Origin of the sequence: uncultured Tateyamaria sp., from assembly GCF_947487805.1 — a bacterium.
In the GTDB taxonomy this organism is placed as follows: Bacteria; Pseudomonadota; Alphaproteobacteria; order Rhodobacterales; family Rhodobacteraceae; genus Tateyamaria.
This window is the reverse complement of sequence record NZ_CANKXW010000002.1, coordinates 1-12,253: the sequence shown is the minus strand read 5'-3', so window position 1 is coordinate 12,253 and position 12,253 is coordinate 1. Positions and strand designations below refer to the sequence as shown.

General features: G+C 61.1%; 13 protein-coding genes. 10 read left to right on the top strand and 3 right to left on the bottom strand.

All coding sequences use genetic code 11. The features are described from left to right. Positions 1 to 279: 279 nt before the first annotated feature. The 10 genes from Q0949_RS05690 (at position 280) to Q0949_RS05645 (ending at position 7,659) form a co-directional block, all read left to right on the top strand. Positions 280 to 576 carry a virulence factor gene (locus Q0949_RS05690; protein ID WP_299369556.1) on the top strand — a complete coding sequence of 99 codons (297 nt, stop codon included), beginning with the start codon at positions 280 to 282 and terminating at the stop codon, positions 574 to 576. Between the two features lie 23 nt (positions 577 to 599). Then, on the top strand, positions 600 to 1,526 hold the full coding sequence (locus tag Q0949_RS05685) for a methylenetetrahydrofolate reductase (protein WP_299369554.1): 927 nt from the start codon (positions 600 to 602) through the stop codon (positions 1,524 to 1,526). 11 nt (positions 1,527 to 1,537) lie between these two features. After that, positions 1,538 to 2,620 carry a methyltetrahydrofolate cobalamin methyltransferase gene (locus tag Q0949_RS05680; RefSeq protein WP_299369552.1) on the top strand — a complete coding sequence of 361 codons (1,083 nt, stop codon included), beginning with the start codon at positions 1,538 to 1,540 and terminating at the stop codon, positions 2,618 to 2,620. A 212-nt stretch (positions 2,621 to 2,832) separates the two neighbouring features. Then, positions 2,833 to 3,111, top strand: a complete 279-nt coding sequence (locus Q0949_RS05675; RefSeq protein WP_299369550.1) for an STAS domain-containing protein — start codon at positions 2,833 to 2,835, stop codon at positions 3,109 to 3,111. Then, entirely contained in the window at positions 3,108 to 3,473 is a 366-nt protein-coding gene (locus Q0949_RS05670) for a response regulator (RefSeq protein WP_299369548.1), read from the top strand. The genes Q0949_RS05675 and Q0949_RS05670 overlap by 4 nt, the downstream gene beginning before the upstream one ends. Positions 3,474 to 3,483: 10 nt before the next feature. Then, positions 3,484 to 5,589: a chemotaxis protein CheA gene (locus Q0949_RS05665; RefSeq protein ID WP_299369546.1), complete on the top strand. Its 2,106-nt coding sequence runs from the start codon at positions 3,484 to 3,486 to the stop codon at positions 5,587 to 5,589. 1 nt (position 5,590) lies between these two features. After that, on the top strand, positions 5,591 to 6,049 hold the full coding sequence (locus Q0949_RS05660; protein WP_299369544.1) for a chemotaxis protein CheW: 459 nt from the start codon (positions 5,591 to 5,593) through the stop codon (positions 6,047 to 6,049). Beyond that, positions 6,049 to 6,939, top strand: coding sequence for a protein-glutamate O-methyltransferase CheR (locus tag Q0949_RS05655; RefSeq protein WP_299369542.1), 891 nt, complete (start codon positions 6,049 to 6,051; stop codon positions 6,937 to 6,939). The genes Q0949_RS05660 and Q0949_RS05655 overlap by 1 nt, the downstream gene beginning before the upstream one ends. Beyond that, positions 6,926 to 7,312, top strand: coding sequence for a response regulator (locus tag Q0949_RS05650; protein ID WP_299369540.1), 387 nt, complete (start codon positions 6,926 to 6,928; stop codon positions 7,310 to 7,312). The genes Q0949_RS05655 and Q0949_RS05650 overlap by 14 nt, the downstream gene beginning before the upstream one ends. Continuing rightward, positions 7,309 to 7,659 carry a hypothetical protein gene (locus tag Q0949_RS05645; RefSeq protein ID WP_299369538.1) on the top strand — a complete coding sequence of 117 codons (351 nt, stop codon included), beginning with the start codon at positions 7,309 to 7,311 and terminating at the stop codon, positions 7,657 to 7,659. Before Q0949_RS05650 ends, Q0949_RS05645 begins: the two co-directional genes overlap by 4 nt. A gap of 48 nt (positions 7,660 to 7,707) precedes the next feature. On the opposite strand, the gene Q0949_RS05640 is transcribed toward Q0949_RS05645, so the two are convergent. From Q0949_RS05640 to Q0949_RS05630, 3 genes are read right to left on the bottom strand one after another with little or no spacing between them, the layout of a single operon-like run. Then, positions 7,708 to 8,217 carry a chemotaxis protein CheD gene (locus Q0949_RS05640; RefSeq protein ID WP_299369536.1) on the bottom strand — a complete coding sequence of 170 codons (510 nt, stop codon included), beginning with the start codon at positions 8,215 to 8,217 and terminating at the stop codon, positions 7,708 to 7,710. Further along, positions 8,214 to 9,221: a chemotaxis protein CheB gene (locus tag Q0949_RS05635; RefSeq protein WP_299369534.1), complete on the bottom strand. Its 1,008-nt coding sequence runs from the start codon at positions 9,219 to 9,221 to the stop codon at positions 8,214 to 8,216. The genes Q0949_RS05640 and Q0949_RS05635 overlap by 4 nt, the downstream gene beginning before the upstream one ends. A gap of 46 nt (positions 9,222 to 9,267) precedes the next feature. Beyond that, positions 9,268 to 12,033, bottom strand: a complete 2,766-nt coding sequence (locus Q0949_RS05630) for a methyl-accepting chemotaxis protein (protein ID WP_299369532.1) — start codon at positions 12,031 to 12,033, stop codon at positions 9,268 to 9,270. Between the last annotated feature and the right edge of the window lie 220 nt (positions 12,034 to 12,253).

Below are 12,253 nucleotides of genomic sequence, written 5' to 3'. Positions count from 1 at the left end.
GTCCCAAGGATATGGATTGCGACCGCACCGCGCAAGGGGATTGACCGCAATCGGCATATGTCCGGGGCGATCGCGGCAAATGCGATATCTTTTATGAATTATTTGACGTTTACCCATGCGCCGCTTTGCGCGAAGGGTGCTGCGTGGAGGTGCACCAGCGGGTGCCGCCGCGCTGACTGTCCACGCCGCACGTCGCAACAGTGGCCGGTTTTGTCGAAATTGGGCCGTGTGACGGTCGGTCCGTGCCGTATTCAAGATCAACTCAGATGGAGGAATCAGATGCCTGACGTCACGATCGTTTACTGGCGCGATATCCCGGCCCAGGTCATTGTGGGCAAGGGGCGTCGTGGGTCCAAGCGGCAGCTGGCCGAACGGTTCGAACAGGCCATCGACCGCGCCGCGATGAAGGTGAACGCCAAGGACGCGGATGCCTATCTGGCCGAGTGGCGCAAGGCCGATCCCTACCCGGTCGACGGAGAGCCCGACGCCGTGGCCGAGGCCGAGGCCGTCCGTTTGGAAACCGAATATGACACCGCGCGGATCAAGGCGCTGATCGACAACGAAGGCTGGGCCTGAGGCCCAATCAGAGGAGAAATCCCATGGCATTGCTGAACTTCAAGAAAGACGATGGCCCGGTTCCGGGCAGGCTCAGCCCCGAGGTTGAGGCGTTCCTGCAAGGCTATTCCATCGAAGTGATGCCGCGCACCGCCCAGAAGGTCGATGACTTCCGCGCGATCCTGCCCGCCGGCACCCGCGTCTACATCGCCCATATCGAGGGCACGCCGATAGCGGACATGGTGGCCACCGCCAAGCGTCTCAATGCCGAAGGTTTCCCGGTCATGCCGCATTTTCCCGCGCGCATCATCAAGGATGCGGCCACGCTTGCCGACTGGATTGCCCGCTATCAGGGCGAGGCTGACGTGGATCAGGCCCTGCTGTTGGCCGGGGGCGTGGACACGCCGCATGGCGACTTTCACAGCTCGATGCAACTGCTCGAAAGCGGGCTGTTCGACAAGGCCGGTTTCAAGAACCTGCACGTGGCGGGCCACCCCGAGGGCAACAAGGATATCGACCCCAACGGCGGCATGCAGAATGTCGAAGACGCGCTGCGCTGGAAACAGGATTTCTCGACCCGCACGGATGCGCAGATGGCCATCGCCACCCAGTTCGCCTTTGAGGCGGGGCCGATTATCACTTGGGCCAACAGCCTCAAGGCCGCGGGCATCGATCTGCCGATCCATATCGGCATCGCAGGCCCGGCCAAGCTGCAAACAATGATCAAATTCGCCATTGCCTGCGGCGTGGGTCCCTCGCTGCGCGTGCTGCAACGCCGGGCCAAGGACGTCACCAAGCTCTTGATGCCGTTCGAGCCCACCGAGGTCATCTCCGAACTGGCCGCCCACAAGGCCGCAAACCCCGATTTCAACATCACCCAGGTGCACTTCTTCCCGCTGGGCGGGATCAAGACCAATGCCAACTGGGCCATCGAGAACGGTGGCGCCGCTGCCGTTCCTGCCACCGCCTGAAGGACCCCAACATGGTACGCACCGTCGTCGAATCCAAAACCAAGACCGCGCTGATCGGTTTTGACCAACCGTTCTGCGTGATTGGCGAACGCATCAATCCCACGGGCCGCAAGGTCCTGAACGAAGAGCTGGAGCGCGGCGATTTTTCCCGCGTGCAGGCGGACGCCATCGCACAGGTCGCCGCCGGGGCCACGGTGCTCGACATCAACTCCGGCGCGGTGTTCTCCAACAAGATGGCCGAAGACCCGCGTTACGCCGACAACAACTTTGTCGAGCCTGAGCTGATGCGCCAACTGGTCGAAACCGTGCAGGCCGTGACTGACTGCCCGCTCTGCATCGACAGCTCGGTGCCCGGCGCGCTGGAAAACGGGCTGGCCGCTGCCGAAGGCCGTCCGCTCCTGAACTCCGTCACCGGCGAAGAGGAACGGCTCGAACTGGTGCTGCCGCTGGTCAAAAAATATAACGTGCCCGTGGTGGCCATTTCCAACGACGACACCGGCATTTCCGAAGACCCCGACGTCCGTTTTGCCGTCGCCAAGAAGATCGTGGAACGTGCCGCCGATTTCGGCATCCCCGCTCATGACATCGTCGTTGATCCGCTGGTCATGCCCATCGGCGCCATGGGTACTGCTGGATTGCAGGTCTTTACCCTTGTGCGCCGTCTGCGCGAGGAACTGGGCGTGAACACCACCTGCGGTGCGTCGAACATCTCTTTTGGCTTGCCCAACCGGCACGGCATCAACAACGCCTTCCTGCCCATGGCCATGGGCGTGGGAATGACGTCTGCGATCATGAACCCGGTCGCTCTGCCCGTCGGACCGACCAAGATCGCCGAGAAACGTGCCGAGATCGAAGCCGCGGGCATCGTGCTGCCCGAGGGCATGGACGACGAAACGCTGGTCACGCTGTTTGGCATGGGCTCAACCCTGCCCCGTGCGGGCAAGGAAATGGAGGCGATCCGCGCTGCGAACTTCCTGACCAACAACGATGAGGGTGGCGGTGAGTGGATCAAGTTCAACCGTGTCGCCCCCAAGGCAGGGCAGGAGAACCGGGGCCGCGCGGGCCGCACAGGTGGACGCCGCCGCCGCGCCTGACCCTTTTCAATTCTAGACATTTCCATTGCACCCGCGTCGCGAAATCGGCGCGGGTGCACCTGTTTTCCGAGGCCGTGCCGCCTGGAAACGCCGCCAATTGACCATGAACAGTAACGCGGTCTTAACGGACCGTCCGCTACACCGCCTGCACGTTTTGCAGATACGAGGTCAGGTTATGAGGAATTGCAGGTGCCACACCGGGCGGAGGGGTCATGCCTGACCGCTTGATGCTTCCCCCACGGCTTGATGCCGCAACGGTCACTGCGCTGACCGCCGAATTGAAGGATGCCGTGGTCAACGGCGTCGTGCGCCTCGATGCCTCCGAAGTAACCCATATGGGCGCTCTTGGGGTACAGGCGCTGATCAGCGCGGCGCGCGCCGTCACTGAGAACGGCGGCGTCTTTGAGTTCACGGCACTGAGCGACAAGGCCGGCGCTCACCTCGTTCACATGGGCCTGACACCCGAAATCATTGCGGAGGGCGCGTTATGAGCCTTGAAATCCTTGCGGTCGATGACAGCCGCACAATGCGCGACATGATCCGTCTTGCGTTGGAACCTGCCGGGTTTACCGTGCACACTGCCGATGACGGCATTCACGGGACCGAGGTGCTGGCCGATACTGCGCCGGACGTGATCATCACAGACATCAACATGCCACGCATGGACGGGTTCGGTTTTATCGACGCCGTGCGCGATCAGGCGGGACACAAGACGACGCCCATCCTGGTGCTCACAACCGAGGCCGCGCCCGAGCTGAAACTCCGCGCCCGCGCCGCCGGAGCCACAGGTTGGATCGTCAAACCGTTTGATCCGGCCAAGTTGGTCAAGGCCTTGCAAATGGTCGCCGGGTAGGAGCACCGCAATGTCGTCACCCGATCCAATGGCCGAAATCCGCGCCTCTTTCTTCATCGAATGCGAAGAGCTGTTGGAGGCAATGCAGGACGGTCTGCAGATGATGGATGACGGCACGGACGATTCCGAAACGATCCATGTCGTGTTCCGCGCCGTCCACTCGATCAAGGGGGGCGCTGGCGCCTTCGGGCTCGAAGCGCTGGTGCGCTTTGCCCACAAATACGAAACCGTGCTGGACGGGGTCCGCGCGGACCGGTTGAAAACAACGCCACAGTTGCTCAAACTGTTCTTTCGTGCCAGCGACCATCTCTCGGACCTCGTGCGCGCCTGCCGTGATGATACCCCCCTTCCCATCCAGAATGGCGAAGGGCTGCTCGAAGAACTCGAGTCGTTCATCGCGACCGAACCCAGTCTCGCCGAACCCGAGCCAGAGATCGATTTCCGCCCTGTCGGCCTGACGCTGGACCTTGACCTAGGAGAGACCGACGACGCACCCGCCGCATCCCCCGCCTACAAGATCGTGTTCACTCCGGACACGGAAATGTTCGAAAACGGCAATGACGCCTTCCCGATCCTGCGCGCCCTCTCCGATCTCGGCCCCTGCCAGATCACCTGCGACACCAACCGGGTGCCGCCACTGGATCAACTCGCGCCCGAAACCTCCTACCTCTCCTGGACCGTGATCCTCGAAACCGCGGCGGATGAGGCAGAGATCAACTCGGCATTCGAATTTGTCGATGGGCTTTGCACCTACTCCGTCGAGCAGACGGACGCACAGGCAGAACTGCCCATCCTGCCCGCGCTGGTCGACCTGCCCCCGGCGGCAGAGTTGGACCCGACCCCCGATCCGGATGTCACCACAAGCAACGCCAAACCCAAGGAAGAGGCCCGCACGCCGACTGTCGCGCCCAAGTCCGTGGTGCGCGTCGATCTCGAGCGGATCGAGCGGCTCGTCAATCTTGTGGGCGAACTGGTGATCAATCAGGCCATGCTCGCCCAAAGCCTGCAAAGCGCGGGCCTGTCTCCTCATTCCGATGCGATGAATGGCCTCGAAGAATTCCAGCGGCTGACCCGTGACATTCAGGACAGCGTGATGATGATCCGCGCACAACCCGTGAAGTCCCTGTTCCAGCGCATGTCCCGCATCGTCCGAGAGGCGTCTTCCGCTGTTGGCAAGGACGTGCGTCTCATCACCGAAGGCGAAACCACCGAGGTGGACAAAACCGTCATCGAACGGTTGGCCGATCCACTAACGCACATGATCCGCAACGCCGTGGACCATGGCCTCGAAAGCACTGCCGACCGGCTCGCCGCCGGCAAACCGGCAGAAGGCATCGTGCGCCTGCTCGCCGCGCATCGCTCCGGTCGGGTGATCATCGAAGTGTCCGATGATGGCGGCGGGATCGACCGCGCGCGGGTCCAACAGATCGCCATGGACAAAGGGTTGATCCCGAACGATGCCGTCCTGAGTGATACAGAGATCGACAACCTGTTGTTCATGCCCGGTTTTTCAACTGCGAGCACTGTGTCCGACCTGTCCGGTCGCGGTGTCGGCATGGATGTCGTGCGCACCGCTATCCAGGCCCTCGGCGGCCGGATTTCCATCACATCGACGCAAGGCGCAGGCACCACGTTCTCGATCTCCCTTCCCCTGACGCTGGCCGTGCTGGACGGCATGGTCGTCGAAGTTGCAGGCGAGACGCTTGTTCTTCCGCTGAACATGGTCGCCGAAACCCTGACGCTGACGCCTGAAACACTCGACACGATCCAACCCGGATTGCACGTGGTCCGCGTGCGCGACGGCTTTGTGCCGCTTTTTGATCTGGGTCACCTGCTCGGCTACCGCCAGCGTCAGGATGACTATACCGACAGTGTCGCACTCCTCATCACACACGAGGACGGAAGGTCCGGCGCACTCATCGTCGATGAAATCCAGGATCAGCGACAGGTGGTGATCAAGGGGCTCGATGACACGTTCTATCGCGCGCCCGGCATAGCGGCGGCAACGATCCTCGGCGATGGACAGATCGCCCTGATCCTCGACCCCACCGACATCATCGCGCAAACGCCGGATCAATCACAGGCCCTGCGCGCCAAATCCAGAATGGAAGCATGACATGTCAGACACGCATCACCAGGAAACGATAGAATTGCTGACCTTTCGGCTCGGGGATCAGGAATATTCGCTCGACATCATGTGCGTCCGCGAAATTCGCGGATGGACCAAGGCAACGCCGCTGCCTCACGCGCCCAGCTTCATGCGTGGCGTTATCAATCTGCGCGGCACCGTCCTGCCGGTCATGGATCTGTCCGAACGTTTGGGCCTGCCGCCGCGCTCCCACTCTGACCGAAACGTCATCATTGTTGTCATTCACGAGGAAACGATGACCGGGCTGCTGGTCGATGCGGTCTCGGACATCATCACGCTGCCGAAATCCGATTTGCAACCACCGCCGGAGGCCACGAGCCAAGGATCCTCTGCCGTGATCAAGTATCTCACGCTTGTGGACGAACGTATGACCCGCGTGCTGGACTTGCCGAATATCGTCGCGTTCGAGCAAAGCGACGCCGCCTGATGGACCCGACCAAGGCCAAGTCCGACCTGAATCCGGACGCCTTCAACGACCTGGCGAGGCTTGTTCATACTGCATGCGGGCTCAAGCTCGTGCCGGAAAAGATCATGATGGTGCAATCGCGGTTGCGCCACAGGTTACGTGCGCTCGACATGTCGAGCTTTGATGCCTATGTGCGCCTTCTCTGTTCTCCGGCGGGCATGGACGAGAAACAGCATATGATCTCGGCCTTGACGACGAATGTGTCGCATTTCTTCCGCGAGCCGCATCACTTCGACGTGCTGACGACCGCCATGCGTGACGAGTTCCGGCGCAGAATTTACAAAAAGGAGCGCATTCGCATCTGGTCGGCGGGCTGTTCGAACGGTCAGGAGCCCTATTCCATCGCCATGCACTTGCTCGGCGAAATTCCCGGCCTGGCGGATGCGGATTTCAGGATCCTTGCTACGGATGTCGACAAGAGGGTGATCCAGTTCGCGCGCCGGGGGCAATACGCATTGCAACAGGTCAGCGGCATACCGGAACAGCACCGCCGCGCATTCACACATATTGATACGGCCGACGGTCAATCCGTGACGATAGGCGCTGCCGTAAAGTCCCTGATTTCCTTTCAGGAACTGAACCTGATTTCCGATTGGCCGATGAGGCACCCGTTTGACGCCATCTTTTGCAGAAACGTGGTGATCTATTTTGACGCGGAAACGCAAAACCGGCTTTGGCCCAGATTTGCCAATGCGCTCCGGTCAGACGGCTTCTTCTTTCTTGGCCACTCCGAACGGGTTAACGCGCCCGACACATTTGGATTTTCTTCTATCGGACCAACCGCTTATCAACGTACCGGGCATTCCCTGCCCGGCTTTCAGAAACGGGGGCACTTGAATGGCACTGCGTGATCAAATCAGAATCATGGTCGTGGACGACATGTCGACCAGTCGTGGTATCATCACGCAAACGCTGGACAGCTTTGGCATCAGTCACATTTCGACCGCCGAAGATGGGGCAAACGCGCTCCAGATTCTTGCCCGCGCCCCGGTTCATCTGGTGATCTCGGATTACAACATGCCCAAAATGGACGGGTTAAAGTTGCTGCACAGCCTCCGTTCGGGCCCCAAGACCAAGTCGATTGGCTTCATTCTGATCACGGGTCGTGCAGAGCAGGAAATCATCGACTACGGGCGCAAATTGGGAATGAACAACTATCTCAAGAAACCGTTTGCGGCACAGGATCTGCGCAAATGCATCGAGAGCGTGGTTGGACCGCTGTGAGACAGCCCGAAGAGATCGAGCTGTCGGAAATCCGGCGCGTCCTGCGCAACATGGCGGACCATCTGTCCGAACTTGCCGGAGAGGTCACCGATGTCTCCGAGGTTGTCTCAGCGATGTTGACGATCGGATCATCCGCGCCGTCAGAAACCGACATACGCGAACTGCAAAAGATGGACCGGTTGGAACAATCACTTGATGACCTGGCGCGTCTGTCCCACGGTCTGGCAACAGATGGGTTGGGGCTTCAGGACATGCTGACATCGCTTCGGCTGTCGGCAACACAGCGCATCTTGCAAGACACCACCGCAGTACCGGACACGCAGGCCGGCCACGTCGAACTGTTTTGACAGCTTTCTCTGCCGGATTTTGTGACGTTTGCCGTATCGCTCGCGCCCCTAGAAGAGCTCCACACCATGCCCGGGCGCCGCAACTGGCGCCGTTTCAACGTCGACAACCCGCGTATCCGTCAGCTTTTGCATGACGCGGCCCGTCGCGGGCCAGAACCGGAGCGTGCGCGCATGCGTGCCCCCCAGAGATTGCGTCACAAGCGGGATACACTCTTGCGACAGGTAGCCAACGGTGAATTCCGCGTTCTGTGAACCGATGTCTGACAGCCCCTTGATCATACGAGCGCCTCCGAACGCCTTGGCGGACAATCGATCCTTCCGAGCACCCTGTTTGATCAGATCGTTGATCAGCATCTCCATAGCGTGGATGCCAGACAAGGTGCGCACGGTCGCCGCGGGTGATTTCGCCAGCAGCATGTGGTTCATACCGCCGACGCCCGCAACCGGATCCCACAGGCAACAGGATACGCAGGACCCCAATAGCGTCGAGATGTACACGTCGGGCACCGACGCCGTCGCGTATTCGCCTTGCGTGATGTGGATGCGCTGCTCGGTCACCGTCCCGCATCCTGACCCCTTGCGCGGTCCAACCGCGCAATGATGGCCGTCCCGATCTCTTCGATCGGCATTTCATCTTCGGACGCGTTCATCGCCAGCGCCGCACCCGGCATGCCATAGACCACGCAGCTGTCCTCGGATTGGCCCAGTGTGCGCGCGCCGTTTCGGCGCAAATCGAGCATCCCCTTGGCCCCGTCACGGCCGAGGCCCGTCAGCAGAACCGCCCCAACCTTGTCGGCCCATGGGACGGCAGAGGCAAACAGGATATCGACAGACGGACAAAACACGTTTTCATATCTGTTGGGCGTGAACTGCAGGTGCCACGCCCGACTGTGCCACGTCATGCAGGTCTGGTATCCGCTGGATGGTGCAATCCGAATATCCCCAGCAGAGAGCCGCATGCCGTCTTCGGCAAATGACACGTTTTGCGGCACGAGTCGGTCCAGGCGCCGTACAAAACTGCTCAGGAAGCTCTGGGGCATATGCTGCGCAATCACCACCGGCGGCCCGTTCGCGGGCAATTGCTGAACAAAGGTTTCGATGGCGGCCACGCCGCCCGTGGACGCACCGACAAGCACGAGGCTGTCGACCTGATCCAGCGCGGCGATGGGATCTTTGCGCCGATGGCGCCCTGACCGCTCGACAGTATCCACAAGCGTATCGCACAGATGCACCATGTCGGTTTTCGAAGCCATGACCGGCTTGGGCAAGCAGACTGAGGCCCCAAGCTCCAGGGCCCGTTCCTCAAACGCCTTGTTGGTGCTGAACCCCGCGGCGAACATCACCACGGGCATCGGGCGCAAGCGCATGAGATGGCCGAGGAAATCCAGCCCGTTCATATGCGGCATGTCGATGTCCAGGGTCAGGACATGCGGGTTCGTCGCCTTGATGATCGCGCGGGCCTCCTGTGCGGACGCAGCCGCACCGGCAAGTTCCAGCCGCGCATCCGTAGCGATGGCCGATGCCAGCCATCGCCGCATCGTACGCGAATCGTCAATGGCCACGACCTTGTATCTTTCATGCGCCTGCGCAACCGCGACCATGCCGACCTTACCCCACACGCCGCACGAGGTCAGGGGCCTGTCGGGTCTCGGTCTGTTCAAAGCGTTTGAGCGTCTGAGACAACGCGGCCGACTGCGCACGCAGGATGCGCCCGGTTTCTGACGCCCGCTCGAACATCGCGACATGAGCCTGCGTGGACTGATCGATATGCGCCAGCGTTTCGTTAACTTCGGCGATCGCAAGGGATTGATCGGCACTTGCATTCGCGATGTCGCCCATTTGCGCGTTGATCTGCTCCACCGACTGGGAAATTTCGCTAAGGGCGCGCCCGGTTTCTCGAAACAGTTCAACCCCGCGCGCGACGTGATTGTCACTGTTTTGTACCAGCGTATCAATCTGCGACGCCGCCGCGGCACTGCGCTGCGCCAGCGCTCGGACCTCCGATGCGACAACCGAAAAACCGCGCCCCGCCTCCCCGGCACGCGCCGCTTCCACGCCGGCGTTCAGCGCCAGCAAATTGGTCTGGAACGCGATGTCGTCGATCACGGACACGATATGTGTGATTTCACCGGCACTCGCCTGAATGGCGTGCATTGCAGCCTCGGCATCATCCAGAATGGAGATCTGCTGGCGGGCATTTCGGCTGGTTTCAGCCACCATTTCGCTGGACGAATGCACCTTGGCTGCGGCCGAGCGCACGTTCTGAGTCAGCTGATCCAATGTCATGGACGTCTGCTGCAGCGCCGCCGCCTGCGTTTCCCCTTGCGCAGCCAGCCCTTCGGCGGCCTCTGAAATATCATCACTCTGCGCCCGTATCGTGTCACTGCTTTGGGCGATGTCGCGCATCGCCAGCGCCAAGGACTGCGACGTCGCGTTGAAATCCAGCCGCACCTGCTCGTATTCGGGCGAAAACGGATCGGTGATCTGTGTGCTCAAGTCCCCGCGCGACAGCTGCGCCAATCCACCGCGCAGACTGTCGACAACCGCGCTCTGGTTTGCCTGCATCCGGTTGCGCTCATCAGCCGCGACACGCACCGCCTCTTCCGCCTCCGTGACGTCCGAACCCAGGAAAACAAGGCGCAACAGGTCGCCTTGGGGATTATGGAGTGGAGAAACACTGCCCCGCAAGATCCGCACGCCATCTCCGGCAACCACACGGATATGCCCCGACCAGGTCGCAGCTCCCAGAATGTTTTGCCACAATCCCGCGTCATCTGCATGCACCACCGCCTGCCAATCCAGACCCAGACAGTCCTGCCCGATCAATCCGGTCAGCTTTTCGTTGATGCGGATAATCCGCCCACCGGGATCGAAATCCAGCCGCACTTGATGATGATCGAGACTGCGCAACACCGCCTGATGGCGATGCGCGTCCGTCACGTCGGACATCTCCAGCACCCAGCCCGTCAATTGCCCGCCTGGACCGCAGATCGCATCAAGTCCAAGGGCGATCGAGACCGCCCCGATGACCGTTTCGCAATGTGTGCTTTCCGGTTGCCCTGTCTCCAGCGCCGCGCGCATCGTCTCCGGCAGCATGGAGCGAACCTCCGCGCCGTCGTCATTCATTCCTATGCGCCCGAGCAGGGCGCGAGCCGCCTGGTTCCGGTAATTTACAGCCCCGTCCCGCGTCAGCACCAGCATCGCCGCCGAACTTGCATCCATGGCGGCACTTTTGACGCGACTGTCGACCATCGCCGCTTCTCCGTCGCGCAACGCCTGCTGTACTCGGTCCAGGGTGCGCGCCATGTCGCCAATTTCGTCCCGGCGGGCCACCTCCGGCACAGGCCGGGCGTAATCCCCGTCGCGAATATACCGCATCGCCTGCCGCAGACGGTTCATCGGCTGTGCTATGCCGCGCGCGGTGAACACCCCTGCCAGAGCCATGACACACAGAACAATCGCAGCCTCCCCGATGATCGATTGCAGCACCAGAATGGCCGGCGCGATCAGGAAAGACATCGGTTCCCGCGTCACGATCTGCCACTGCGCCTCGTCCACTTCCAGCAGGTCCTGCGCCAGCACGTCATCTGTAGGCGCGTGGATATCGACAACGTCCGCCCCGCCGCCAAATGCGGCAATCACCAGATCATCGCGGCCCAGAACATAGGTCAGCCCCATGTCACTCAATCCCACCGAATGCCTCAGGATCTGTGCAATCGCGTTGCCATCGGTACGGTAGACAAGCGTGCCGATCGGATTGCCACCGCCATCGCGAATCGTGCTGGCAAAATGCGCCATCGGCGCTCCATCCTGGGACAGATGTTCAAAATCAAGGAACACGCTTGCAGTGCCTTGCGGACCGCCTGCGCGGACGACCGCGCGAGCCAAGACCGGGGACAAGCTTGTCTGTGCGAAATCCGGGCCCTTGAAAACGGAATAGTACACGGCACCATCGCGCCCGATCAGGAACACGTCTTCGTATTCCCGCTGGCGCGCCATGGATTGAAAGAAACCGTGATATTTTCGGTGATTGCGGGAGTAACCGGACCTGTCATCGGGATAGACGAGGGCATCCCGCTCCGCAGCGTCATGGGGGTTTTGGGTCACAAACACGTCGCGCAAATAGGCGGTTGGATCCCCTTCAAGCGTCGACCACGCCCCGTCAAAGGATCGCAGCGCGTTGACGACATTCGGGTTTTCCGCCTGAAAGGCAATGTCATCCAGCGTCCATTGGATCCATTCGGATACCTCGACAGCACGCGCCTGCGTCGTTGCCTCCAACCGGTCCAGTCCCTGGGCCACGAGGGCCGACTTGGCCACGCGGTAGGCCACGAAACCGGTCGCGATCATCGCAATGGCGGCCATTGCAAACATCAGCAATGGCAACTTCAAAGACAGTCGTGAGGCGCGGGGCCAGGTCAAACGCATCGCTCGGATCCACAAGTGAGTGGATGCACGATACGGGGTGAGGAATGAAGACGGCCTTAATGCCTGCGTAGGCCGGCGCGATCAGGCACCGGCCCTTTTCATCAGCTTGCGACGGCCTTCATGAACCTGTGCTTGATCACCACGGGGTCCATCGTGATCACGGGCA

Coding starts and splice junctions, on each gene's coding strand:
- Q0949_RS05690 (WP_299369556.1), top strand. CDS start 280: ATGCCTGACGTCACGATCGTTTACTGGCGCGATATCCCGGCCCAGGTC.
- Q0949_RS05685 (WP_299369554.1), top strand. CDS start 600: ATGGCATTGCTGAACTTCAAGAAAGACGATGGCCCGGTTCCGGGCAGG.
- Q0949_RS05680 (WP_299369552.1), top strand. CDS start 1,538: ATGGTACGCACCGTCGTCGAATCCAAAACCAAGACCGCGCTGATCGGT.
- Q0949_RS05675 (WP_299369550.1), top strand. CDS start 2,833: ATGCCTGACCGCTTGATGCTTCCCCCACGGCTTGATGCCGCAACGGTC.
- Q0949_RS05670 (WP_299369548.1), top strand. CDS start 3,108: ATGAGCCTTGAAATCCTTGCGGTCGATGACAGCCGCACAATGCGCGAC.
- Q0949_RS05665 (WP_299369546.1), top strand. CDS start 3,484: ATGTCGTCACCCGATCCAATGGCCGAAATCCGCGCCTCTTTCTTCATC.
- Q0949_RS05660 (WP_299369544.1), top strand. CDS start 5,591: ATGTCAGACACGCATCACCAGGAAACGATAGAATTGCTGACCTTTCGG.
- Q0949_RS05655 (WP_299369542.1), top strand. CDS start 6,049: ATGGACCCGACCAAGGCCAAGTCCGACCTGAATCCGGACGCCTTCAAC.
- Q0949_RS05650 (WP_299369540.1), top strand. CDS start 6,926: ATGGCACTGCGTGATCAAATCAGAATCATGGTCGTGGACGACATGTCG.
- Q0949_RS05630 (WP_299369532.1), bottom strand. CDS start 12,033: ATGTTTGCAATGGCCGCCATTGCGATGATCGCGACCGGTTTCGTGGCC.